The organism is Bartonella sp. AA83SXKL (assembly GCF_042196965.1).
In the GTDB taxonomy this organism is placed as follows: Bacteria; Pseudomonadota; Alphaproteobacteria; order Rhizobiales; family Rhizobiaceae; genus Bartonella.
In genome coordinates this window covers 20,596-45,993 of record NZ_JBHIRG010000012.1, presented here as the reverse complement: position 1 = coordinate 45,993, position 25,398 = coordinate 20,596, and the positions used below count along the sequence as shown (strand labels likewise).

20 protein-coding genes and 1 pseudogene are annotated in these 25,398 nt (G+C 38.4%); 20 read left to right on the top strand and 1 reads right to left on the bottom strand.

Annotation, left to right across the window (positions count from 1 at the left end):
* Positions 1–1,626: 1,626 nt before the first annotated feature.
* Entirely contained in the window at positions 1,627–2,352 is a 726-nt protein-coding gene (locus ACFINO_RS06840) for a hypothetical protein (protein ID WP_375634758.1), read from the bottom strand.
* 398 nt (positions 2,353–2,750) lie between these two features.
* Here ACFINO_RS06840 and ACFINO_RS06835 point away from each other — a divergent pair, with 398 nt between their 5' ends.
* From ACFINO_RS06835 to ACFINO_RS06740, 20 genes and pseudogenes are all read left to right on the top strand, one after another.
* Positions 2,751–3,071, top strand: coding sequence for a TrbC/VirB2 family protein (locus tag ACFINO_RS06835; protein ID WP_375634396.1), 321 nt, complete (start codon positions 2,751–2,753; stop codon positions 3,069–3,071).
* Complete coding sequence (locus ACFINO_RS06830) at positions 3,072–3,380, top strand: type IV secretion system protein VirB3 (protein ID WP_212112790.1); 309 nt, start codon at positions 3,072–3,074, stop codon at positions 3,378–3,380.
* 22 nt (positions 3,381–3,402) lie between these two features.
* Positions 3,403–5,757: a VirB4 family type IV secretion/conjugal transfer ATPase gene (locus tag ACFINO_RS06825; protein WP_375655299.1), complete on the top strand. Its 2,355-nt coding sequence runs from the start codon at positions 3,403–3,405 to the stop codon at positions 5,755–5,757.
* Positions 5,754–6,239 (top strand): type IV secretion system protein VirB5, encoded by a 486-nt coding sequence (locus ACFINO_RS06820; protein WP_375634362.1) that lies wholly within the window; start codon positions 5,754–5,756, stop codon positions 6,237–6,239. The genes ACFINO_RS06825 and ACFINO_RS06820 overlap by 4 nt, the downstream gene beginning before the upstream one ends.
* Positions 6,226–7,212 carry a type IV secretion system protein gene (locus tag ACFINO_RS06815; protein ID WP_375610597.1) on the top strand — a complete coding sequence of 329 codons (987 nt, stop codon included), beginning with the start codon at positions 6,226–6,228 and terminating at the stop codon, positions 7,210–7,212. Before ACFINO_RS06820 ends, ACFINO_RS06815 begins: the two co-directional genes overlap by 14 nt.
* Before the next feature lie 210 nt (positions 7,213–7,422).
* On the top strand, positions 7,423–7,725 hold the full coding sequence (locus ACFINO_RS06810; protein ID WP_375634757.1) for a type IV secretion system protein VirB7: 303 nt from the start codon (positions 7,423–7,425) through the stop codon (positions 7,723–7,725).
* Entirely contained in the window at positions 7,679–8,383 is a 705-nt protein-coding gene (locus tag ACFINO_RS06805; RefSeq protein ID WP_375610599.1) for a virB8 family protein, read from the top strand. Before ACFINO_RS06810 ends, ACFINO_RS06805 begins: the two co-directional genes overlap by 47 nt.
* Positions 8,380–9,246 (top strand): P-type conjugative transfer protein VirB9, encoded by an 867-nt coding sequence (gene virB9, locus ACFINO_RS06800; protein ID WP_375621532.1) that lies wholly within the window; start codon positions 8,380–8,382, stop codon positions 9,244–9,246. The genes ACFINO_RS06805 and virB9 overlap by 4 nt, the downstream gene beginning before the upstream one ends.
* Positions 9,239–10,399, top strand: coding sequence for a type IV secretion system protein VirB10 (gene virB10, locus ACFINO_RS06795; RefSeq protein WP_375612191.1), 1,161 nt, complete (start codon positions 9,239–9,241; stop codon positions 10,397–10,399). The genes virB9 and virB10 overlap by 8 nt, the downstream gene beginning before the upstream one ends.
* Entirely contained in the window at positions 10,396–11,466 is a 1,071-nt protein-coding gene (gene virB11 / locus ACFINO_RS06790) for a P-type DNA transfer ATPase VirB11 (protein WP_375610602.1), read from the top strand. Before virB10 ends, virB11 begins: the two co-directional genes overlap by 4 nt.
* 61 nt (positions 11,467–11,527) lie before the next feature.
* Entirely contained in the window at positions 11,528–11,746 is a 219-nt protein-coding gene (locus tag ACFINO_RS06785) for an antitoxin VbhA family protein (protein WP_375634756.1), read from the top strand.
* 10 nt (positions 11,747–11,756) lie between these two features.
* Positions 11,757–13,391, top strand: a complete 1,635-nt coding sequence (locus ACFINO_RS06780) for a BID domain-containing T4SS effector (protein WP_375634368.1) — start codon at positions 11,757–11,759, stop codon at positions 13,389–13,391.
* A gap of 155 nt (positions 13,392–13,546) precedes the next feature.
* On the top strand, positions 13,547–15,466 hold the full coding sequence (gene traG, locus ACFINO_RS06775; RefSeq protein WP_375655298.1) for a Ti-type conjugative transfer system protein TraG: 1,920 nt from the start codon (positions 13,547–13,549) through the stop codon (positions 15,464–15,466).
* A 516-nt stretch (positions 15,467–15,982) separates the two neighbouring features.
* Positions 15,983–17,611 carry a BID domain-containing T4SS effector gene (locus ACFINO_RS06770; RefSeq protein ID WP_375655297.1) on the top strand — a complete coding sequence of 543 codons (1,629 nt, stop codon included), beginning with the start codon at positions 15,983–15,985 and terminating at the stop codon, positions 17,609–17,611.
* 248 nt (positions 17,612–17,859) lie between these two features.
* Positions 17,860–18,042 (top strand): annotated as a pseudogene (locus tag ACFINO_RS06765) (type IV secretory system conjugative DNA transfer family protein); the annotation flags it as partial.
* Positions 18,043–18,602: 560 nt separating this feature from the next.
* A complete protein-coding gene (locus tag ACFINO_RS06760; RefSeq protein ID WP_375655296.1) occupies positions 18,603–18,728 on the top strand; it encodes a hypothetical protein in 126 nt (41 codons plus the stop codon).
* Positions 18,729–19,239: 511 nt separating this feature from the next.
* The gene (locus ACFINO_RS06755; protein ID WP_375655295.1) at positions 19,240–20,838 is read left to right on the top strand and encodes a BID domain-containing T4SS effector; all 1,599 of its coding nucleotides are present in this window, start codon (positions 19,240–19,242) and stop codon (positions 20,836–20,838) included.
* 309 nt (positions 20,839–21,147) lie between these two features.
* Complete coding sequence (locus ACFINO_RS06750; RefSeq protein ID WP_375655294.1) at positions 21,148–22,317, top strand: BID domain-containing T4SS effector; 1,170 nt, start codon at positions 21,148–21,150, stop codon at positions 22,315–22,317.
* A gap of 344 nt (positions 22,318–22,661) precedes the next feature.
* Positions 22,662–23,495: a BID domain-containing T4SS effector gene (locus ACFINO_RS06745; protein WP_375655293.1), complete on the top strand. Its 834-nt coding sequence runs from the start codon at positions 22,662–22,664 to the stop codon at positions 23,493–23,495.
* Between the two features lie 353 nt (positions 23,496–23,848).
* Positions 23,849–25,129, top strand: coding sequence for a BID domain-containing T4SS effector (locus tag ACFINO_RS06740; RefSeq protein ID WP_375655292.1), 1,281 nt, complete (start codon positions 23,849–23,851; stop codon positions 25,127–25,129).
* The last annotated feature ends 269 nt before the right edge of the window (positions 25,130–25,398 follow it).

Genomic DNA, 25,398 nt, shown 5'->3' with positions numbered 1-25,398 from the left:
AAACTCAATAGAATCAAGATTCACCTATTCCCCCATATTAGACATAACTATTTTATTTTACTTGCTTTTTATATACCCTTTACGAACAGCGTCGCAAAATAGGCTTGGATACCTTGAGAGATATTTCTATAAGACAATGCTATCCAATTCTCTCATGATTATAATCCTCAATCTGATAAAGTTGAAACAAACAATAGGATTGCGAATATGATTTGGGGAGCTCATCTAAAAGATGAAAAATGATAAAAAATTCCGCTATAACAATTGAAGAAGCGAGCATTCGTTGAGCCGTAACTTCTTTATTTTAGAATTTTTATATCACACTTTACTGTTGAGTAATATATATTTATTAAAATACATGACCACGGTCTAGAGCATCAAGCTTTGGCGAGAAAAACATTTCAGTATCTGCTTGTAAGACATTTTGACAATTTTTAGATTCCTTAACAAATTGTCCTGAAAGAAAACACTTCGTTCCCCATTCTTCTCTTAATTTTGCATCTTTTTTTCAATCTTCTACGCTATAGTTTTTTTTCACACCCCAAGACGAATAATAGAGCCATGCATAATAAAATAATTTTTTTTCATTTTATCCCTCTTTAAATACCTTATCTGTTAATATTATCCCCCCAAATGAGGGTTGAATTTTCACACTGTATGAGAATACAACCTCACTATCCACTTGCTTGCTTTCAAAGTGAACACTCTGAGTAAAGTAACGCAAGAAGAGCTCACAATAGCCATCGTATGAGTTTGTCATAAAATACAATAAGAAGGGAGAGAGCCCAAACTGAATACAAATGATGAAATCAGAAGGCGCATTAATGCTTTTGTTCAACTGATTTCAAATAGTTACATTGCAATAGGCATCGCCCCTAGCCCTATAGAAAGCCTATGAGCATTATAAGACTTAAGTCTCACGATCATTAAACCACAAAGCCATAACAAAAAAGTATGAGCTCTTTTTACCTATTTATATGTTGATTATTGTTCCCCATCGAAGGCCTAAATAGAAACGTTTTGTGATATATAGAAAACAATCAGCAATGCAAATCATTTTTACGAAGATTTCTTCGTGTAGAGTCTATTTGAAATCCATCCATCATTTGGAAGTCTGAATTTAAAAGCAGATAATTATGAAAGCTTTTCAAGGAAGGCAACAGATTGATCACTTTTAAAGAAGTAAAAAACGTGATCCAATCCTGAAGACAAAATTCTGATGAAAAAACTTTTGCTATGAATTCTTTTAAGGCATTGTGAAAGATTCTATCCATTATATTAAACGTTACACCATTTTTGGGGCTGTTCATTTTTTACTTTTATCAACACCGCTCTAGAAATCCGTTTCTTGAGCGTTTTTTATCGCCTCACTTTCTCCTTCAAACACAAATACTCAAAAATGCTTTGCCACCAACAATGACATTTTCCCGCTTTTATAAAACACATAAGTAAAAATAGAGAAGCGATTTTGAAAGCAACCCTCCCTTGAAAAGGGAAGTACCATCCATTTACTTCATAAACGAAAATAATCTCACCGTTTATTCAAATTTGCTCTACGATTTGGTACAATTTTATTGATAAAGTTTTCTCTATAAAAATTTAAGTAAATATGTTCATTAAAACCAATCATGGACTAGCAAAGGGATTATAGGATCCATTATCTCGCCGCCATTTTAAAGGTTCAGTGAAATCACTCGACCAAAGACCAATCTTGTTGCCACGTGCTTTTTCTTCCGCATGATGATACTGGGCTGGAATAGGATTTTTCCCCTCTTTTGAGAGTACCAACATACCTTCTGTAAGACCTGCCTCAGCTAAATCAACCCCTTGAACAAAACATTGCGCATAATAAACACCATTGTGCATCAAAGCCTGTTTACAGGATAAATCCTGCCCAAGTGTTTTGGTGACAAGCCAAGCCGTTGTAACCGCACCACAGGGCCATTCTTGATCATTTAATCTTGCTTTTTGACGGGGTGCACATGTGTCCACACCATAAAGATGAATATCACGGGAGATATGTGAGCGCCAAGATTGTGCAGCAGGCGTCAGTAATTTAAATGTAACCCCACTTGTAACAGAAGCCTTACCATGAAAAACAACAGCATTATTTGCAACATCATTTAATGAAACACTCTTCTGCAAATCGAGAGCTGGTTCATTTTTTTCTAATTGCTGTTTGGTGATAGATCTACCCAACTTTTTTTCTTCTCGATAGAGATCGACAATATCTTGGATATCTTGCGTCTCAAATGTTTTAAGAATGCTGAAATCCATTTTATCTTTATATTGGCTTAATCCCCACACTGTCGCCCCCATAATGTAAATAATAACAATCAATTTAAATAGCATCTCTTAACACGCTCGCTCAAAAAATTCGTTTTTTTCCTATCATGTCAGATTATTGATCAGCAATCCCCTTGTTTTTAAAGAAAAAATCCAAATATAAGTGTTGCAGATTAACTACATTTTGTAAAGAATGATATTCTTTCTTTCATTATTTTAATATTGTTATTTTTACCAATATACACAACTTAAAATTGCCATTTTCATGTAACACAATCTCAATTTGAAAAGACTTCTGTCTCTTTACGAAGAAGAGCTTGAGAGTGAACAGATCCACGATCAAGGCTTTTAAAGCAAACAAACGAGAAGAATTAAACTGTCATCAAATGACAGCACTCTTTAGTTTGTTAGAGGCAATGGAATGTCGACATATGAACAAATATTATTTGTTAAAGAGAGGTAAAATGACAGATAATAGATTCCAAAACATCATTTTTATCGTGACCATGCTGCTTTTTACGGCAGTTTTTGTATCTGATCTTTCTTATGCTGCTTCTACTACTGGTGGAGGTGGTCTGGGAAATCTTGATGGTGTTTTAGGCAACATTGTCACAATGATGACGGGTCCAACGGCAAGGCTCATTGCAATTATATGTGTTGCTGCTGTGGGGATTGGCTGGATGTACGGCTTTATTGATTTACGCAAAGCAGCTTACTGTGTTCTGGGGATTGCTATTGTTTTTGGTGCCCCTGCTCTCGTCACTAAATTAGCGGGCACAACATAAATGAACGAAGATACTCTTTTCCTTGCCTGTACGCGCCCGGCCATGTTTGCTGGTGTTACAATGGAAGCGATGGCGCTTAATGTCATGGCAACATCCATTCTTTTCATTTTAACCAGTGATTTTACCATGTTTGGTCTTGGGATTGGGATGCACTTTATTTTGCGAGAAGTGACAAAGTACGATCACAACCAATTTCGCGTATTATTTGCATGGCTCAATACCCGAGGAAAACAAAAAAACCTCAACAGATGGGGAGGAGGTTCAACCTCCCCTTTACGCCTTATCCGCACTTATAAGGAACTAAGCTGAAGGAACGAAACTGGTGAAACAGATGTCAATAATGAAACGGGAAACTTTGCCTGAAGAATATATTCCCTATATACGCTACATCAACCAACATGTCGTTGCTTTAAATTCACGCTGTTTAATGGTTGTGATGGCTGTTGAGGGTATAAATTTTGACACTGCGGATATTGATCAATTAAATTCTTTACACAACCAATTAAACACCCTTTTTAAAAATATCGCAGACGAACGGCTTGCTTTATATTCTCACATCATCCGCCGCCGTGAAACGATATACCCAGAAGGTCATTTTCTTTCATCTTTTGCAACAACATTAGATGAAAAATATAAAAAGAAAATGGTTTCGCAAGAACTGTATAGAAATGATCTATTTATTTCACTGCTTTGGAATCCGGCCGCGGATAAAACAGAAAAGCTGGTTTCATTTTTTCAGCGCTTGAGCAAAGCCAAGAAAACACAATCTGAGCCCGATGAGGAAGCTATTCGTAAACTCGAAGAGTTAAGTCAAGATCTTATGCAAGGTTTGGAAGAGTATGAAGTCCGTCTACTATCAATCTATGAACATGAAGGACTTTTATTTGCCGAACAAAGTGAATTTCTCCACCAGCTAGTGGGGGGAAGACGTGAGCGTATTCCTCTCACATTTGGAACTATTGCTTCAACAATTTACTCGGATCGTGTTATTTTTGGGAAAGAAATTATCGAAATTCGCCATGAAAGCAATGAACGCTTTGTGGGCATGTTTGGATGGAAAGAGTATCCTTCTAAAACACGCCCAGGTATGACTGATGGTCTGCTTACGGTGCCATTTGAATTCATCTTAACACAATCCTTTGTTTTTAAAAGTAAGGCAGCCGCCAGTGCGATTATGAGCCGCAAACAAAATCAAATGATCAATGCAGCTGACCGTGCTAGCTCACAAATCGATGCACTGGATGAAGCGCTAGATGATTTAGAATCAAACCGTTTTGTTTTGGGAGAACACCACATTTCTTTAGCTGTTTTTGCTGATCATCCTAAAATATTGTCTGAAAACTTATCAAAAGCACGTTCCCATTTAACCAATGGAGGAGCCGTGATTGCCAGAGAAGATTTAGGATTGGAAGCAGCATGGTGGGCACAACTTCCTGGAAACTTTAGCTATCGTGCGCGTTCAGGCGCCATTACCAGCAGAAATTTTGCCGCTTTATCGCCCTTCCATTCTTTCCCTGTTGGCAAACTGAACGATAATGTTTGGGGAGCTGCTGTCGCATTGCTAAAAACACAGGCTGGTTCACCTTACTATTTTAATTTTCATTATGGCGATCTTGGAAACACATTTGTTTGTGGTCCATCAGGATCTGGTAAAACAGTGATTGTTAATTTTCTTCTTGCACAATTACAAAAACACAATCCAACAATGGTTTTTTTTGATAAAGATCAAGGAGCAGAGATTTTTGTACGGGCTGGAGGAGGGAAATACAAACCTTTTAAAAATGGGCAACCCACGGGTATTGCTCCCTTAAAGGGCATGGAATACACCGAAAAAAATAAAATATTTCTTCGTAATTGGATCTTAAAGCTGGTAACCGCTGAAGGGCAAATCGTAACGGAAGAAGAGCGACAAGATATCGCCAAAGCCATCGATTCCTTAGAAAACTTACCCCCAACCCAGCGTTCTCTTGGTGCCCTTCAACTGTTTTTTGACAACACATCCAAAGAAGGGATTGCCATACGGCTGCAACGCTGGATTAGAGGCAATGATTTAGGATGGGTTTTTGATAATGACCAAGATGATCTCAATTTAAATGCGCAGTTCATTGGCTATGACATGACCGATTTCTTAGATAATGAAGAAATTCGACGCCCCTTAATGATGTATCTCTTTCACCGCATTCTTGATTTGATTGATGGGCGGCGCATCATTATCGTCGTTGATGAATTCTGGAAAGCTTTAGAAGATGATTCATTTAAAGCTTTTGCGCAAGATCGGCTAAAAACAATTCGTAAACAAAATGGCATGATGCTCTTTGCAACACAAAGTCCTAAAGATGCTTTGAACTCAACAATCGCGCACACAATCATTGAGCAATGCCCCACCCAAATATTTTTTCCAAATCAAAAAGCAAATTACAATGATTATGTCGAAGCTTTCAAACTTACTGAGCGTGAATTTGAACTGATACAGTCAGAGTTAAGCAGAGAATCCCGTCGTTTTCTCATCAAACAAGGACAAAGTTCCGTCGTTGCAGAACTTAACTTACGTGGAATGAATGATGAGATCGCCGTTTTAAGCGGCACAACAAAAAACATTGAACTCATGAATGAAATTATCAACGAATATGGAGCTGCCCCTGACAAATGGCTGCCCATATTTTATCAAAGGAGAAAAAATCAATGAAAAAATATGGCTTAGTTACACTGTTATCTTTTTCTTTTATTTCTCATGCAATAGCGCAAACAACACCCGATGTAGATGAATATTATAAACAAGCACTCGAGAACACACAAAAATTAAATACTGCAAAATCTGAAACAGCTGAAAGCATTTATAAAAGTGCAACTGATACTGCAAAAAAAATTAAAGACATAAGTCAAGAACTTGAAAATATTAAATCAAAACCAGAAACAAAACCAGAAGAATTGCAAGCCCTTCGACAAGAGATTCAAGTAAAGCTTTCTCTTCTTCAAGCAGGTCTTCAAGTAAGTTCTTTAAAACTTCAGTCTCTTGATATGATTCAAGCAAGAGATACGAAAACAAAAGATGAGCTACGTGAAGAAAAGGAACAACAAAAGCATAAATATCTTGAGGCACAATTAAAAGAAAAAGAAAAGAAATTAAAAGAAAAACTTGAAAGTACGAGTACAAATGTCAGACTTTAGTTTTTCTCCCTTTGAAAGCGTTTCTGGGTATATTTTAAAACCCCTCGATAATGTGATGGACACAACGGTGAGTGGGCTGTCTTCTGCTATTTCAGCGCCCTTAAATCTCGCCGCAATCATTTTTATCTTTCTTTATGGCTATAATGTTATGACAGGTCGCGTTGCCCTTTCCATGCATAGTCTTCTCAATAATGTTGTTAAAATCGTTGTTGTTACAACAATGGCAACGAATGCGGATACATTTAATACTTATGTCAAGGATATTTTCTTCAATGATTTATCCAATGCTATTGGGAATGCGCTTAACAGTAATCCTGCAAGCTCCAATGTTTTTGATTATATTTTGTTAAAGGCAAGTTCGCGTTATCAAGAAGTCTTATACAATGCTTGGTTTTTTGAAAAGATCATTGTAGGTCTTCTTGGTTCTATCATGCTTCTCGCGGTTATTCTTTTTTGTATAGGTGGTTTTATTGTGCAAATGTTTGCACAAGTTGCACTCGTCATGATTATAGGTCTTGGTCCTCTATTTATTAGTTTGTATTTGTTCAATGCAACGCGAAAATACTCCGATGCATGGATTACAACTTTGATCAATTTTACCATTTTACAAGTTCTCGTAATCATGCTTGGAACCATTATATGTCAAGTTATCCTACAGGTTCTCAAAGTTTCATATGAATCAATTTACGTTCTTTTTCCCCCTGTCATCGTCATTTCGATCATAGGAGTTATTATCTTCCGTGCGCTTCCTGGTATTGCAACAGCGCTGGCCTCTGGCGGACCATACTTTAACGCTGGTGTCTCTTCAGGAGGACAGATTTTTACAATGCTTTCCAATGGTGCAAGAGCGAGTGGCAATGCAGTAAAAAGTGCCACTTCACAAATCTCAGGAGCTGCCGGTAACGCTGTTAGAAGTGCGGCAGGGGCAGCAGCAAAAGCAGGTAAATCTGGAGGCGGTCGTGGTCGATTTTAAGATAAATCACCTCTTTAAAAGAATAAGCATTTTTGTTTTTGCCTTGTGTGCGCCCTTTGGCGCACACGCCATGATCCTGTTCCAAATAAGATCTAACATCTTGGGTCTAACAACAAAACCAATCAAAATCTTGCATCACATAAACTTGTAAAAATGTTCAGAACAAAGGCTCTCATGCATTGTATTCCAAGATATTTGTGAGTTCAAAAAATGAAACGAAAAATAACTTTTGTTATGGTCCTAACGATCGCTCTTACTGGTTGTGCCTCTTTGAGTGGCCCTAAAAAACCACCACGCTGTAATGGCAAACATACACGCGCTTTAAATAAAGATAAGTGGAATTGGGACAATAAAAACATTGTCTACCCAGAAAAGAGCGTAAAGCCTGTTACCACTCCCATCATTCTCAATACTTTGGAAAGTGAAAAAGTAACAGCCAATTCAGCTTTATTAAAGCCGATTATTCATGAAGCACGATCTGATAAAACTGTGGAGGTTATGCGTGAAAAGTGATGCCCTTGAAGAATATATAAAAGAAGCGCGCTCATTTGACATTGATCGCATGCATAGCATGCGCGTGCGGATGAAAATCTCCATGGCTTTAACAGTGCTTTTTGGATTGATGACAATTGCGCTAGCTTTAGCTGTCGCAGCTTTGACGCCTTTGAAAACGGTAGAGCCTTTTGTTATCCGCGTTGATAACTCAACAGGCATTATTGATACTGTAAGCGCCCTAAAAGAATCCCCTAACGACTATGATGAAGCGATAACGCGTTATTTTGCCAGCCAATACGTTCGCGCTCGTGAAGGTTTTCAAGCATCAGAAGCAGAAAACAATTTTCGCTTAGTCTCTCTTTTATCTTCTCCAAAAGAACAAAACCGTTTTGCAAAATGGTACGCGGGCAATAATCCAGAAAGTCCGCAAAATATTTATCATAACATGATTGCTACGATCACAATCAAATCAATCTCTTTTATAAGTAAAGATCTTATCCAAGTTCGTTACTATAAAACGATCAGAGACTTGAATGAAAAAGAAAATATTTCCCATTGGATTTCAATCTTAAATTTTTCCTACGTGAACGCACACATTTCAACGTCTGATCGTCTTATCAACCCTCTTGGTTTTCAAGTATCGGAATATAGATCTGATCCAGAGGTGATAAAATGATCAGACTTTTACAAACAATCTCTTTAATTTTTACGATCACTGTCAGCTTGCACACAGTTCTCTCACTTGCGGAAACAGCGCCTGTCAGTGCACGTAAAGATAACCGCATCAGATTTGTCAATTATGACCCCTACAACGTCGTACAAATCATTGGCTCCATTCGCTCTTCGGTTCAACTAGAATTTGCCGTTGATGAAGAAGTAACCTATGTAGGAATTGGAAATTCGGTTGCTTGGCAAGTTGCACCGGCTGGACACTTTGTTTTTCTCAAACCACGTGAAGTTCAGCCTGTGACAAATTTACAAATTGTCACAAGCCGCCAAGATGGAACACAACGCTCTTATCAATTCGAGCTACAAGTCCGTGAAGGCGATGTTTCAGCCGGCAATGAGACGTATTTCTTGGTAAAGTTTCGTTATCCAGAAGATGAAGCCTTACGTAAGAAATTAGCCGAAGCAGAAAAAGAAAAACAACGTGAAGAAAACTTTGTCAATGATATTTTAAATATCCATGAAGATTTTGGACCACGCAATTGGGCTTATGAAGCTCAAGGCTCATCCCTTATTGAACCTGCTTCTGTCTATGATAATGGGAAAACAACAACCTTTACCTTTTTAGGCAACATTGAAATCCCTGCCATTTACATTGTATCGCCTGATGGGCAAGAAGCGCTTATTCCCAAATCGATTAAAGGCAACAAGGTTATTGTTCATGCAACAGCTGCACAATTCACGCTACGACGTGGGAATGAAGTATTGTGCATCTTTAACAAAAGGTTCGTACCAAAAGGAATTAATCCTGAAACAGGTACGACATCACCATCTGTACAACGTAAAGTGAACCTAGGAAGCAGCCATGAATAACACCGTGGATGAAAAAAGCATTAATGATCGCGATACAATAAAAAATGCTCAAGGGAAAAGTCAACAAAACAATGTGGGGAAAGCTATTGCTCTTATTATTCTTTTCAGTGTCTGTCTTTATTTAGCCTATTCAACACTTGTTACAGACAAAAAGCAACCAATTGAATCTTCAAAAGAAGGAAAAGTTATAAAACAAACAGAGCTTTTTCATCCTGCAAAGCCTACCCCTCCCCCCTTTGAACAGCCTCAACGAAATAACGCTCTATTACCAAAAGTCGAGCTACCAACACCAAACATCAATCAATTAAATTCTGATGACTCACTGCTGGAGGCAGCACAACGTGCTCCTGTATTAGCTTATGCAAGTACACAACAAGGCAAAATAGATTCACAAACAAATAATGGTGCTTTGCCTCACCAACTTGAAAGCAAACCTGATGAAACGACACAACGTTTTAATCATCTTCTCAAACCCACAGTGCTTGAAGGTATTCGTGCTTCAACCCTTGGCAATCGAAACTACATCATCGCGATGGGAACTTCTATTCCTTGTATTTTAGAAACAGCCATCAACAGTGATCAACAAGGTTTTGCCAGTTGTATCATCTCCAGAGATATCTTATCAGACAATGGTCGTGTTGTGCTTCTTGATAAAGGCACCCAAATTGTTGGTGAATATCGCGCCGGATTGAAAAAAGGCCAAACACGTCTCTTTGTACTATGGAATAGAGCAAAAACCCCCAATGGTATCATTATATCTTTAGCTTCACCGGCAACGGATGCTTTAGGGCGTTCTGGTATGGATGGAGATATTGATAACCATTGGCTCGAGAGGATTGGGTCTGCGCTTCTTGTCTCACTAATAAAAGATGCAACACACTATGCCAATAAACGTTTATCAAAAAAACAGGAAAAAGAAGAAACTGAAACAATCTCTTCAGGACAAAACATCGCAAACATTCTCGTAGAAAATTACGCCAATATTCCTCCAACATTATCCAAAAACCAAGGGGAAATGGTGAATATCTTTGTTGCCCGCGATTTAGATTTTTCCAGCGTTTATAAATTGAAAGTCATCGAAAACAAAAAACAGATTATCAATCGAGCTGTTTCAAGAAACTTTTACAAAAATTCGGCGGTAACTTTAGAATGAACTCAAACTTACATACCATGAGCGATGAAACCGTTGCGATTGTTCTCACAAAACTTGAACCCATCAGTGCTTTTTTGAAAGATGATAGACTCTTTGAAATTGTTATCAATCGTCCCTATCAAGTCATGACTGAAGGATTTGATGGATGGAAAACAATAGAAGCACCGGGGCTCTCTTTTAATGAGCTTATGGGGATTGCGAAAGTTGTCGCCTCCTATTCCAAGCAAAACATATCGGACAAAAACCCAATATTATCTGCAACGCTACCAGGCAATGAGCGCATTCAAATTGTCATTCCGCCGGCTGTCGAAAAAGACACGATTAGTATGACAATTCGTAAACCATCATCGCAGAGTTTTTCTCTCGAAGAACTCGCCAAGAAAGGCCTCTTCTCGCTCTGTGAACAGGTCTCTTTCACACCTTTGAATGACTATCATTCTCGTTTTAATGAACTCAAAATCATCGAGCATAAATTAGCCAATGCCTACTGTAATAAAGACTTTGTCTCTTTTTTAAATCAAGCTGTAGAATGCCAGAAAAATATTTTAATTGCGGGAAAAACCGGTTCGGGTAAAACAACATTATCAAAAGCATTAATCGCCAAAATCCCTCAAGAAGAGCGTATTATCACCATTGAAGACACGCAAGAATTGGTGATACCACACCCTAACCATGTCTCAATGTTCTATTCAAAAGATGGACAAGGCTTAGCCTCCGTTGGGCCCAAAGAGTTACTTGAATCATCTTTACGGATGCGTCCTGATCGTATTCTTTTGCAAGAACTTCGAGATGGTACAGCCTTTTATTATATCCGCAATGTCAATTCAGGCCATCCAGGTTCCATTACGACGGTTCACGCATCAACAGCACTTGCAGCCTTTGAGCAGATGACCCTTTTGGTCAAAGAAAGTGAAGGCGGTGGTGATTTAGAGCGTGATGATATTCGAGGCCTGTTGATTTCAATGATTGATATCATCATCCAATGCAAACGGATTGAAGGAAAATTTAAGGTCACAGAAATTTATTACGATCCCTTCAAACAACGAAACATCTTTGGAGGTGACTAAAAGAAGATCACACCGGCTGCCAAAGGCTCTTTTAAAGCAACAATTGCAAATAAGAGAAAAAATGCATGAAAACCAACGAAACAGAAATAGAGAAAATCTTTTATCGATGACAGAAGAAGAATTAAAAAAACGCCGTGAAGCCGTTGAAGCAGCCATCAGCACCCATGCGATAGAGGGAATAGCGCTTCATCCTACAACACTCAAAATTTTAGAAGAATACGCAAAGGGAAATATTTCACTCGAGGAATTTAACACTCTTATGGACAACGTAAAATTATAAGGAAGCTACGATGCCAAAAGCAAAAGCAAAGACAAAAAATATACAGATAGTTTCTCCCCATCATTATGTTTACCCAAACACCACAACACTCAAAAATAAATATGGAATAAAAGACTTAAAATCCTTTCTGGAGAAATGCTCACATGATACAGCAGAAGCAATGGTTAATTTGCGTGAAGCCCCCTTACCAGAAAAGTTTGATAGCTCCTATCTATGCTCTATTCATCACCACTTATTTAAAAATACCTTTGAATGGGCTGGATATATGCGCCATCTCCCCTTTACATTTGAAGATGGCACCATAGCCGCTATGCCCGAAATGAAAAGAACAGGATGGGAAAATCCTTTTGCACTCGGCGATGAAATCCAAGACGGTTTACAAAAATTAGATCAAACGCTTGCCGAAAAAGATAATTTGCAAGGCTTAACGCGTGAGAAATTTAACGCTGAAGCAATAAGCTTATTTAACGCCCTTAACCAACTTCATCCTTTTAGAGAAGGCAATGGACGTACACAACGGGTCTTTTTTGAAAAGCTTGCTCAAGCAGCAGGGCATCAGCTTGACTTTTCACTTGTTACAAAAGAACGCATGATGCTCGCCAGTGTTGCTGTAGCAGAAAATGGTGATCTAGAACCAATGCAACATCTGTTTGAAGATATCTCTAATCCCAATAAAATACTTCTTTTAAAGGAATTCATGAGCAACATGAAAGAACTTGGGCGCAATGTTAATGATCGTCCTGTTATGGTTGCAAAAGAAGGTGAAACTTACACGGGCACCTATAGGGGTGCTGGTTATGATAGCTTTGCTTTCAATGTGAAAGGCGCTTACATCATCGGCAATAAAGAACAACTCACACCAGAACAACTCAAAACATTAAAACCCGGTGATAGATTTACTTTTACCGTTCCCAAAACAAAAGCGCTTGAAAGCATTCTCATTCCAGAAGAAAGATTAGCCCCTTTGACAGAAAATGAAACGGCCCAAATGGTTGCAGAAGATTCTTGTGTCCACGCAAGCCTAAAACAGGTCCAGCAATTGTCAAAAATTGTTTATGGTAGTACAAAAACATTAGACAAACAGATGGAAGAAATCATCAAAAATCCAAACTTAGGCCAACCGCTCGCCAACCAGATTGAAAGAGCACCGCACTCTATTTCTCATCTTGCCGGTTTCAGTTTATGTGGACTACAAAATCAGGCACGTGCAAACGCTAAAAATCATCTTGAGATGCTCTGTACTGCCGTTGTAAATTTTGCCCATGCAGTGAGACATGCTGAAAAGGAAATTACGCAAGAACATGCAACAGAACAAAGTCGCCTTGCAAAAATGGTAGAAATGCCAAGTCAAAGCTTGCAAAACCTCTTCGCCTTGCCAAAAGAATTACAACAAGAAGCTTTAGCAAAAAATCCTTTATGTCAAAAAGAGCTCAGCAACTTTGTAAAAAAGATCAACACCCGTCTCTCACCAAATGAACATAAAGCAGTTCAAAATAATGATTATGAAACATTGGCTCAAAGCATTGGTGTATCAGAAAATAAAGCCAAACAAATTACACAAATTATTAAGCAAACCAAAGAAGTACACCAGCAAGCACAAGTATGCACAATGCACCGTTCCAAAGCATTCGCTATGGCCTGCTAAGAATAGACAAAACCTTCCTCCTTAATGAGAAAGGCTCATAAGCGAAAACTGTTTGGCGTTATCTGCACCTTTGCAAAAAGAGATGAGAGTTCATATCACACACCTAGAAAAGAGCATTTCGCAACATATTCTGACAGAATTGAAAGTAAAATACAATGAAATATACCAAAACACAAATGGTACTCATTTTAACACCGATCGCTTTAGGTGCTTTAACGATATTCCTTGTCCCTCATTTTTTATTGTTTATAACAAATGGACTAAAAAGCGATCAAATTTATTGGACACTTCGTTCTGAGCCTTTATTAGTCTTAGCACTAACGGCTGCTGTTTCATTGTTGTATAGTCTCTCGCAAAAACTACACCTGCGTAAAATGATCACTTTTGTCTCCGTTGTCTTTTTTGGAACAACCGCTCTTTACTATATTGGTGGTGAAATAAAACGCTTAAGTCCCTATGTTGGCCAACAAGGAATAACATGGGGCTATGCTCTTCAATTCATGGACCCCATGGTTGTTTTTGGCATCATCGTTGGTGTTTTTTTTTCCATCATGCAATTCGTAACAACCCTTCCCCCTAAAAGTAAGGTCAAGCGCGCAAAAAAAGGTATTTTTGGTGAGGCCGCTTGGATGAATTTAAGAGAGGCAGCAAAAATCTTTCCTGCCAATGGGGAAATTGTTGTGGGTGAAAGATACCGTGTCGATCAAGATAATGTGTGCAACATTCCCTTTGCACCTGGCAATAAAACAACATGGGGAAAGGGTGGAACAGCCCCTTTGCTAACCTTTAATCTTGATTTTGGTTCAACTCATATGATCTTTTTTGCTGGTTCTGGTGGCTATAAAACAACAAGTACAGTAGTTCCTACGTGTTTAACCTATCCAGGGTCTATTATTTGTCTTGATCCTTCAACAGAAGTTGCCCCAATGGTCAAATTTGCGCGTCAAAAAATGGGAAATAGAAATGTCATTGTTCTCGATCCTAACTCATTGTTAACAAAAAACTTTAATGTCATCGATTGGCTTTTAGACGACAGCGTACCACGCACACAACGCGAAGCGAATATTGTAAGCTTTTCAAAGTTGCTTCTTACAGATAAAAAATCAGACAATTCTTCAGCGGAATATTTCTCAACACAAGCCCATAATCTATTAACAGCTCTTCTTGCTCATGTTGTATTTTCTGATGAATATGAAGACAGCGAGCGCAATTTAAAAACATTGCGTGGTATTCTCTCTCAATCAGAAACAGCTGTTGTTAATCAATTACGCATGATTCAAGAAACAACACCTTCTCCTTTTATTCGTGAAATGGTTGGTATTTTTACAGAAATGGCAGAGCAAACCTTTTCAGGGGTTTATACCACCGCCTCAAAAGACACCCAATGGCTTTCTTTATCCAATTATGCAGATCTTGTCTGCGGAGATGATTTTTTTTCCTCAGATATTACCAATGGCAATACAGATGTTTTTCTCAATCTCCCCGCAAGCATTTTAAACAGTTATCCAGCTATTGGACGTGTGATTATTGGCGCCTTTCTCAATGCCATGGTTACAGCAGACGGTAACTATAAAAAACGTGTTTTATTTGTCTTAGATGAAGTTGATCTTTTAGGCTATATGAATATTTTAGAAGAAGCCCGCGACCGTGGACGTAAATACGGTACATCCTTGATGCTCTTCTATCAATCCTCTGGTCAGTTGGTCAACCACTTTGGAGAAGCAGGAGCACGTTCATGGTTTGAAAGTTGTTCCTTTGTCAGCTATGCTGCCATTAAAGATCTCCAAACTGCCAAAGACATTTCAGAACGCTGTGGTCAAATGACCGTTGAAGTAACCGGAACGAACAAATCAAGAGGCTTATCTTTAGGAAAGAGCTCTTACAACATCAATTACCAACAAAGAGCTCTCATTTTACCCCACGAAGTTATTCAAGAAATGCGTCAAGATGAACAAATTATTCTGATGCAAGGACAACCCCCTTTACGTTGTGGTCGAGCGATCTATTTTAGAAGAAAAGAAATGTTAGCCGCAGCTGCAAAAAACCGTTTTGCCCCAAAAGCACAGAAAAACTAAAAAACACCCTCTAATGAAGGCCATGCATCAAAACAAAAACATCAAAGGATAAAAGCAGAGATTCTATCTCATAAAAGCCTATAAAGAAGGAATTCCCGCTTGATACAACAAGAAAAATATGGGGAAAAGTCTTTAAATGATGGTATTATGCCTGTGCTTACCAATGCCAATTTTCTTTATAAAGCACTCTCCTCATCTCCAAATAATAAATACCAATCATATCTATGCCTTGAGAATCCTATCAAGAAACTTTTGAAGGCACCGCTTTTATAGGGAAATTTTTCTACAAAAAAATTAAAAGACAATATGCATGAAAACAACCCAAATGAACCATTCTCTCTCAGTAAAAGAAAAAAGTGCCAAGATAAAGATTGATACACTCAAAAACACCTACGAATTTGAGGGATTTTTTCCTCACCCAAGTCTCAACATCTCAAAACAATATGCGTGGGGGATTTTCAAACAAAAAGTTTAACACACTCTCATGGACAATGTAACATTATAAGGAATGTAACAATGCCAAAAGCAAAAGAAAAAACAAAAGGAATTCCCTCACCCCATAATTATATCTATCTTGGTACCCAAATTCTCAAAAATAGATATGGAGAAACAGATTTAAAACGCTTTCTGGAAAAATGCTCACATGATAGGAAAAAAGCCATGATCAATCTGCGTGCAGAACCCCTGCCAGAATATTTTAATTCAACTTATCTATGCCATCTCCACCAACAATTGTTTAAAAATACCTTTGTATGGGCTGGACATCTGCGCCATATCCCCTTCGCATTTACAGACGATAGCATTGCCGCCATGCCAGAAATGAAAAGAATGGAATGGGGCAATAATTTTGCAACCGGTGAAGAAATCCCTGAACTCTTACAAAAATTAGATCAAACGCTTGCCGAAAAAGACAATTTGCAAGGCTTAACACGCGAAGAATTTGTCAAGGAAGCAACGAGTCTATTTTATTCTCTTCACAAAATCCACCCATTCATAGATGGCAATGAGCACACAGAACAAGTCTTTTTTGAAAATCTTGCCAAAGCTGCAGGACATCAGCTTGACTTTTCGCTTGTCACACAAAAACGTATGATGGCTGCCTGTAGCGAAGCAATGCAATATAGCAATACACAACTGTTGAAAGATCTTTTTGAGGATATCTCCAATCCCCCCAAAATACGTCTTTTAAAAGAATTTATGGACCATATAAACAATACGGGACGCAACGTGGATGATCGCCTTGTTATAGCAACAAAGGCAGGAGAAACCTATATAGGAACTTATAAAGGTTGTTATTCAGAAGGTTTTATACTCGATGTGCAAGGAACTTACATCATTGGTAGCAAAGATGATCTCACACCAGAACGATTAAAAACACTAAAACCTGGTGATATCATTACCTTTACCGCCCCCAACAGCAAAGAGCTTGAAAACACGCTTATTCCAAAAGAAACATTAGCGCCTCTCACAAAAAGTGAATGTGCCAAAACAGTTGCGCTAAATAGTTACGTTCTCAAAGCTCAAAAGCAAGTCCGAGCTTACACAAAAACTGTTTATGGTGACGCAAACGTATTAAACGAACAGATAGAAGAGATTATTAAAAATCCAGAATTAGGCAGACAGTTTGCTAATCAGATTAAACAGGCACCGCACTCTGTTTCTCCTCTTGCAGGTTTTAGTATATGCGGTCTACAAAATCCGGCACGTATACACGCTCGAAATTATCTTGATGTGCTCTCTCTTGCAATTGAGAATTATGTGTATACTGTAGAAGCTACCTATAATATAGTCACTCGAGACCATAAAATTAAACAAGAACGCCTTGGAAAAGCGGTAGAGAATCCCAGTCAAAACTTGAAAAATATTTTTGCTTTATCACCGGAAAAACAAAGAGAAATCTTGTCTCAATCTCCTCAATTACACCAAGAGCTCCGTACTTTTATAAACAGTTTAGAACATCGTCTCTCATCAAACGAATGTAGTGCGATCACAAACAAAGATTATGAAACACTTGCACAAAGTATTGGTATATCAGAACAGAAAGCACGAGAAATTACCGACATTGTTCAAAAAGCAAGGAACGCTCATAGCCAATTCTACACACGCACACAAAATCGTTCAAATACACTTGCTATGGCCAACTAAAAAATATGAAACTTTGTTTTTTTGATTTAAACACCTATGTGGAAGAGATATTTTAATATTCTTATCATACATGCAAAAAACAGACTACTTAAGCGCCCTACCACCAATTTTGCACATAGCATATACACCATATCCAAAGCAATTGGACAGGATAATTGTTAATTCCTTTTAAACGTCATGATTACTACTGACGAAAGCTACAAAAGCCTATTTTATTTGTCTTAGATGGAGTCGATTTTCGTGGTTATATGAATATTTTAAAAAGAGCACTCATTTTACCCCACGAAGTTATTCGAGAAATGCGTCAAGATGAACAAATTATTCTGATGCAAGGCTCCCCTTCGCAATGTGGTTGCGCCATCTATTTCAGAAGGAAAGAAATGTTAGCCGCAGCTACAAAAAACCACTTTACCCCACAAAAGAAAAACTAACTTCCTATTATGAGATCTTGACTATGAAAAGACCAACCACAAAAACAACATACATTTCTATTTTTAAAAACCCGTTAACAAAAAGTTTTTGACCGCTTCTTCACACATAAGGAAAACATGATAAAAAATCCGTGTTTTTTCCTTTTTGTATTTTGTGTATCGTTTTACCAGTACCCATCGTCTTTACAAGAAAGTCCCCCCCTCAAATCACCTATAACCAAACCAACATTTCCACTTGAGAACGTCCTGCAAATACATTCCTACAAAGCTTTTTGTTTGTAATTTATCCCCTACAAACAAACAAAAACATTTCACAACGCTAATCACCAATATCAAGACTTAAGAAAAAAAACGGTTGATCTTTGAGACAACAACTCTCAAAACACCTACACTCAAGAACATCGATTTTTTCCCAAAAAATATTTAAGATATACATCAAAATGAATAAATCATTCTTATACAAGCTTTTCCCCCTTTACGATATCATAAAGTGTTCTATTTTAATGATAAAGCGCTGAAAAAGTCTTTTCTCCCCAACCAAAGAAAGGGTTTCCTCTCTTATGGATCTTAAAGCAGCGCACACAATAAGAGCAACAACACAAAGTAAAAAACATTTTGTTGCAAAAATACACAAAAAAGATGTTCGTATGGCAAGATATTCATATGGAGCAATAAAAAAAATATAATGGAGAAAAATTTTTTATGACTGCTTTTGCCCATAGATTCACCAATCTGAGAGCTGTGTATGAAAAGTACCAGCACCATCCACTAACCAAGAGCGATTACACCCGCTATATCCACACCCCTCATCAAAGCGCTCTTGCAAACAACTTTGTTAAAGGAAAAAACAACAATTTTAAGCAACATTTTTCTTTTTGACCTCTTCCTTACACCTCAAAAAACGAAGATTTTACCCAGAGTCAATTTTATAGAAAATCCATTTTCTGACCACTCATGGGCTTCATATCAGCGCCCTAAATACCAGCATTTTACAGTACAAGATAATAAACAAAGGAAACATCAGAAAAGCTTTTCAAAAGCATCACGAAACGATTGATACAACATCCATACACTGAAGGGAAAAACACTCCCTCTCATAACACCCAAAATCTCAAAAGAATACGCGAAGGGGAATTTTTCACATGCAGCGTTTAAGACGCTCATCAACCACCACCCTACCTACTTAGGAGAGATTACATGTTAGAGCAAAATTATCTATATAAAGGAACCAAAACACTCAAAAATAAATATGGCATCAAAGACCCTAAAAAACTGTATCAACGCAGTACCCATGACGTCACTAAAGCAGCCGTCAATTTTCGCCATGAACCACCCCCACAAAAATTTGATGCTTCCTATCTAAAACTAATCCACTGGAGCCTCTTCCACGAAACTTTTGAATGGGCTGGCCACACCCGCGATACATCCTTTACATTTGAAGATGGCACCACTGCCCATATGCCAGCGATGCGTCCCAAAGGTTATGAAGTTCCTTTTGCTATCGGTCCACAGATTAAAAAAGAACTCACACAACTCGAAAAAATACTGAACCAGAAGAACAATTTAAAAGGTTTATCGCGCCAAGAATTTGCTGAAAGTGCCGCTGAAGTTTTTATGGCGCTAGAGCACGCACATCCTTTTAGAAAAGGGAATGGGCGCGTCAATCGAATGTTTATGGAAAAACTTGGACAAGCAGCAGGGCATACCATTGACTTTTCTTTCATCACAAAAGAACGCATGGCAGTAGCTTGTATTGAAGCCATGCAATATGGCAATCCCCAACCGATGAAAGATCTTTTTGAAGATATCACCCATCCGCAAAAATCCCTTGTTTTAAAAGAATTCATCTCCCAAATGAGAAACGCTGGACTGGATGAAATTAACGATCGTGTTGTTGTTGCAGCAAAGGAAGATGTAACCTATGAAGGCGTCTTTAGAGGTTTTTCAGCAGAAGGTTTTGTCATGGAAATAGAAGGGGCTTTCGTCGTCGGACACAAAGATGATCTCACCCCAGAACTCGTCAAAACATTACAAAACGGTGCCCGCCTCTGCTTTCAAAAAACCAACGTTCAAAGCTTAAAAGAAACACTGATCCCAAAAGAAACATTAGCCCCTCTTACCCATGAAGAGTTATTTGAAAGGATTTCAAATGACGCTTATGTTGAAGGGAGCCGAAAAGAAATCGAAAATTTATCAAAGACTGTTTATGGTAAAACCCACGCCTTAAAGACAACATTAGATATCATAACGGCAGCTCCAAACTTAGGAAATCAGTTTGCCGATGAAGCTTTACAAAACCCTCAATCAATTTCTAAATTTGCTGGGAGTAAAATACTTGGCATGAAAAGTTCAAATCGCAGACAAGCCGAACAGGCTGTTCCACAACTCAGCCAAGCCCTTAAAAATTATGGCGCAATAACACAACAAACAAAAGATGCAATTCTAGAGCAACACCAAAGAGAACAAAATCGCCTGAACCACACTGTCGAAAAACCTGGAAAAAATTTACAAAACCTTTTTGCCTTACCAGAAGAACAACAAAGGGAAGCTTTATTCCATTCTCGTTCACTGCGACAAGAACTCCATACCTTTTCACGACAACTACACAATCGTCTATCCTCAGAAGATCGTAAAGCCATACAAGAAAAAGATTATACCAGACTAGCTTGCCTCCTTGGGACATCGGAAAGCAAAGCAAAAGAAATTGCGAATACTGTAAAGAACACCCAAGAAGCACAATGCCAAGCTCGCAGCTTGAAAGTTAGTCGTTCCTCATCGCTGGCTCTTACCGGCTAAAAACGCGTGAACTTTTGCCTTCCAACAGAACTCTTTATACCAATCATTTTATCTCCATTACGCCCACCAATTGTTTTAAAATGTTACAAAAGATAGTCCTAAAAATGAATCCTGTAATCTACTATAACTTATTGATAATATTTCATAAAAAAACTGTATAAAAGACATAAATGTCCATTACATATCAATATGAATAGCGCGAAGTCTTTGGAGACCATTCAGTTTGATATTCTTCTTTTGTCTTAAAAAATATCAAAAAGTGGGAAATGCGCCAAAGAGGTTTTCTAAAAATATTGAAAGGAAACAGCCATGAAAAAAAGTCACCCAAGCCCTTCTACCAATGTAGAGGAACTAAGACAACAAATTGACCAACAAAACCTAGAAGCTTCTAATGTAGAAGACCTCTACGCAAAGGTTAATAAACCACCTAAAGAACAGCGCACCTCACCTCAATATACACTTCAACAACCACCAGAAACGGTTTATGCTCCCAAAAAGCCACTTGACCAACAAAACCTAGGAGCTTCTAATGTAGAAGACCTCTACGCAAGGGTTAATAAGCCACCCAAAGAACAGCGCACCTCACCTCAATATACACTTCAACAACCATCAGAAACGGCCTATGCTCCCCAAAAGCCACTAGGAAATCCCTATGATAGACTTGGTGAAAGACCAAGTGATGGGCGACGCACCGACAAACTCGTAAACCCCTATTCAATAACGGATTTGGCAGCACAAAATTGGCAAACACCCTACGACACAGTTGGTGAAGGTGCACAGGGTGGACGACATCCCCAAGAACCAGAACATCTCTATGCAGAGCTTGAAGTTGGTGAAAATGGTAGGCACTCTCCCCAAAGACCACTCAAATCCGTCTATGCAACGGTTGGCATGGGAGCTGAAGGCGGGCAAGAATCTGAACAACTAGAAAATCCCATCTATCAAGGCGTTGGCGGAGGCAGAATCTCCCCTCCCAGAACCCCAAAAGATGTGGTTACAACAAAGCTTTTAACAAGCGTAGACTTTCAATATGGTGTAAGAGAAACGCAAGAATGGTGCAGAGTTGTTTATGGTAACGAACATGCTTTGAATCAACAACTGGCTAAGATTCTTGACGACCCTCAAAATGCAGAAAAAGTCTTATGGAGCCTTGCAGAAAATCCTGAAAGCGCTGGTAAGCTTGCAGGTCACAAAATACTTGGTGTAAAATCTCTAAGCCGCAGAGAAGCTGAAGATGGTTTTCGTCCTCTTTGCTCAGCTCTTGAGAGACATATACATAATACACAAAAGCTCCATAAAAAGTTTACACGGGAGCATGAAAGAGAAAGAGGTCAAAGACAAGAAAGTCCAGAAAGAGATACAGAAGACAGACATTACCACCATCATCATCGTCATGCAAGAGGACAAGAACAAAATAGTCCAGAGCACAGCCCACAACAACAAAGACATGGAGAAAAAGGAATGGCTTTTGCCATGTAAGGGGAGCATAAACATAAAAACAGATAGTTTTTGTTTTTCATGTAATCTTTTTTTCAGTGAGTTTCTTGGTGCAAATCATTTTATCGTGATTGCACCAAGAGTTGTTTTAAAATATTACAAAAAATAGTTCTAAAAGTGGATCCTATAATTTATCATAACTTATTGATAAAATTTCATAAAAAAACTGTATAAAAGACATAAATGTTCATTACATATCAATATTGAATAGCGCAGAATCTTTGGAGGTCATTCGGTTGGATATCTTCCTTTATATCAAAGTTATCAAAACTAAAAGTGGGGAATGCACCAAAGAGGTTTTCTAAAAATATTGAAAGGAAATATGTATGAAAAAACATCATCCACATCCTTCTGCAAATCCAGAAGCCCTCTATGCAAAAATTAATAAACCAACCAGAGGAAACCAGCGCGGACCAACCCCAGAAGAGGAAGTTCTATACGCATCCGTTAGCAGTGTTTCTCCTTCAAGAGGGAGACATCCTGATCGGGGAAGAGAAAATCCTGAAACCGATTACACAGAGGTTGCTCCCCCAAAACGCGAAGCTGAGGTTACATACGCATCCGTTAGCAGTATTTCTCCTTCAAGAGGTAAACATCAAAGGACAGAAAATCCTGAAACTGACTATACAGAGGTTTCTCCACAACAAAAAGGAAGATCATCTTCACCTTCTCTCACAACTGATCAAAAGAGTGTAATGCTTTTAAAAAATCCACAGGTCCAAGCACGTGCAGAAGAGGTCATACATTGGAGTAAAATTGTTTATGGCAATGATACAATTTTCCAAAAACATTTGCAAAGCATACTTACAGATCCCAATAAAGGAAAAGAGCTTTCAGATCAACTTGCTGAAGATCCTGAGTCTATACATAAGCTTGCGGGCCGTACCGCACTTGGACTAAAAAGTCAAACACGCAAAGAAGCTGAAGAGGGTTTTAAATCGCTTGTTGACGCCATTGATGATTATACAAAGGCTGTAGAAAGAGCCACAGAGAGGCTATCGCAAACCCCTCTAGCGGAACAAAGACGCCGTCAAGAAAATTCTCAGCAAGTTGAGAGACACCATCATCATCATCGTCATCACGCAAGAGGACAAGAACAAAATAGTTCAGAGCACAGCCCTCAAAGACAAGGAGAAAAAGGATTTTCTTATGCCATGTAAAGGGGCATAAACATAAAAACAGATAGTTTTTGTTTTTCATGTAATCTTTTTTTCAGTGAGTTTCTTGGTGCAAATTGTTTCATCGCGATTGCGCCAAGAATTGTTTTAGAATGTTACAAAAAATAGTCCTAAAAATGGCGCCTGTAATTCACGATAACTATTGATAACTTATTGATAATATTTCACAAAAAAACTGTATAAAAGACACAAATGTCTATTAAGCTGATTGCAAATAGCGCAGATCTTTGGAAGCTCATTCAGCTCGATATTTTTTTGTCTCAAAGCGATCCAAGCATAAAAGGCAAGAATGCACCAAAGAGGTTTTCTAAAACAATTTTTGAAAGGAAACATGCATGAAAAAAAAACACCCTCATCCTTTTCCATCCTCTTCAATACAAGAACTTATAAAGCTCTATGAACAAGCAGCGGCAGAGGTCTCAGGCGCAGCCCCCCTTCCTAAAGAAACACCTTCAAAAAGCAAAAGACTATCATCCATACCGGAAGAAGATGAGGAAAGACAATCTCTTTTAAGAGAAGAAACTGTACATGCATCAACAAATCGAACAGCCTCGTTAACAAGAGGCGGCTCTACCAAAAGGCAGCAAAAACCTGAAACGACACACTCAACAGTTACTTCACAAATTACCCAAAGGACAACAAGAGTTCTCTCAGAGGAAGAAATCATTCTATTTCTTCCACACCATTCATTGGTTAAAACATATCGAGAGGAAATCCAACATTTATCCGCAAAAGCCTATGGCAATCCAAATATTTTGCAAGAAAAAATGCAGGAAATTCAAAAAAATCCTGCTGCAGGAGAGGAGCTCTCATGGCGCATGGCAGCATATCCTGAAAGTCTTGCTAAACTTTCCGGCACCAGCATGTTGGGCTTTAAAAATCGAGCACGTAGACAAGCGGAAGAGAGTTATTCCGCTCTCAGTGTCACCGTTGATTGTTATACAGAAGCTGTAAAACAGGCAAGAGAGAGCCTCGTACAATCTCCAGAGCAAGAACTCAAAAACTATGAACGCTTCATGGGGAAGGAAGCCGTCGCTAAACTTCTGCAAAAACCAGATCATCGTGAAAAAGAAACGCTTTCAGAGACAGAAATTTCTACCCAAATTCAACAACATTCAAAAGTCAAAAGACACCTCGCCCAAATCCAATATTGGTGTAAAGTTGTTTTTGGGAACGAAAACATTTTGCAATCACAAACAGAAGAGCTTTTCCAAAACCCTGAAACAATAGAAGCACTCGCACAGCAACTTGTCGGAAATCCTCAATCTTTTCACAAGTACGCTGGTCATAACTTTTGTGGCTTTAAAAATAAAGCACGCAGACATGCTGAAACGGGTCTTTCTCACCTCATTGACGCCGCTGACAATTATGCAACAGCTGTAACACAAGTAAGAGAGAGCCTTTCAAAAACTCAGCAGGCAAAACAAGAACACAATGAAGCACCTTCTGACAGAGCGCAAAATTTGCATCAACAACAAAGCGTCTCACAGTCTGCTCAACGCGTTGAGCTTTCAACAGTAACGCATGAAGGAGCAACAACCTCTACTCAACAAAGAGAAACAGATGTTCGTCCTCGCAAAACTGCCGCCCCAAAAGCGATGGCTTTTGCCAGCTAAACAGACATAAGTTTTCACGTTGAATCTAACGTCTTGGCGCAACACAGGAAAGAGGTATTTGCGCCAAGAAAGAGAGAAAAATTGAAACAAAATTTATTTTTCTGTCCCTTAACCCAAACACTGAGAAAATAATCTTTAGAGAATGATTATGATCTGAACCATAAGAGTCAAATCGTGCGAGACCATTCAGTTTCATATCCTCTCTCATAAAAGCAAATGAAAAAGCATAAAACAGAATAAAAACCAACGTACATTTTTAAATAGTATTT

Coding starts and splice junctions, on each gene's coding strand:
- traG (WP_375655298.1), top strand. CDS start 13,547: ATGAAATATACCAAAACACAAATGGTACTCATTTTAACACCGATCGCT.
- ACFINO_RS06810 (WP_375634757.1), top strand. CDS start 7,423: ATGAAACGAAAAATAACTTTTGTTATGGTCCTAACGATCGCTCTTACT.
- ACFINO_RS06750 (WP_375655294.1), top strand. CDS start 21,148: ATGAAAAAAAGTCACCCAAGCCCTTCTACCAATGTAGAGGAACTAAGA.
- ACFINO_RS06780 (WP_375634368.1), top strand. CDS start 11,757: ATGCCAAAAGCAAAAGCAAAGACAAAAAATATACAGATAGTTTCTCCC.
- ACFINO_RS06760 (WP_375655296.1), top strand. CDS start 18,603: ATGGATCTTAAAGCAGCGCACACAATAAGAGCAACAACACAAAGTAAA.
- ACFINO_RS06785 (WP_375634756.1), top strand. CDS start 11,528: ATGCATGAAAACCAACGAAACAGAAATAGAGAAAATCTTTTATCGATG.
- ACFINO_RS06820 (WP_375634362.1), top strand. CDS start 5,754: ATGAAAAAATATGGCTTAGTTACACTGTTATCTTTTTCTTTTATTTCT.
- ACFINO_RS06745 (WP_375655293.1), top strand. CDS start 22,662: ATGAAAAAACATCATCCACATCCTTCTGCAAATCCAGAAGCCCTCTAT.
- virB10 (WP_375612191.1), top strand. CDS start 9,239: ATGAATAACACCGTGGATGAAAAAAGCATTAATGATCGCGATACAATA.
- ACFINO_RS06805 (WP_375610599.1), top strand. CDS start 7,679: ATGAAGCACGATCTGATAAAACTGTGGAGGTTATGCGTGAAAAGTGAT.
- ACFINO_RS06835 (WP_375634396.1), top strand. CDS start 2,751: ATGACAGATAATAGATTCCAAAACATCATTTTTATCGTGACCATGCTG.
- ACFINO_RS06740 (WP_375655292.1), top strand. CDS start 23,849: ATGAAAAAAAAACACCCTCATCCTTTTCCATCCTCTTCAATACAAGAA.
- virB11 (WP_375610602.1), top strand. CDS start 10,396: ATGAACTCAAACTTACATACCATGAGCGATGAAACCGTTGCGATTGTT.
- ACFINO_RS06770 (WP_375655297.1), top strand. CDS start 15,983: ATGCCAAAAGCAAAAGAAAAAACAAAAGGAATTCCCTCACCCCATAAT.
- ACFINO_RS06755 (WP_375655295.1), top strand. CDS start 19,240: ATGTTAGAGCAAAATTATCTATATAAAGGAACCAAAACACTCAAAAAT.
- ACFINO_RS06840 (WP_375634758.1), bottom strand. CDS start 2,352: ATGCTATTTAAATTGATTGTTATTATTTACATTATGGGGGCGACAGTG.
- ACFINO_RS06815 (WP_375610597.1), top strand. CDS start 6,226: ATGTCAGACTTTAGTTTTTCTCCCTTTGAAAGCGTTTCTGGGTATATT.
- ACFINO_RS06825 (WP_375655299.1), top strand. CDS start 3,403: ATGTCAATAATGAAACGGGAAACTTTGCCTGAAGAATATATTCCCTAT.
- virB9 (WP_375621532.1), top strand. CDS start 8,380: ATGATCAGACTTTTACAAACAATCTCTTTAATTTTTACGATCACTGTC.
- ACFINO_RS06830 (WP_212112790.1), top strand. CDS start 3,072: ATGAACGAAGATACTCTTTTCCTTGCCTGTACGCGCCCGGCCATGTTT.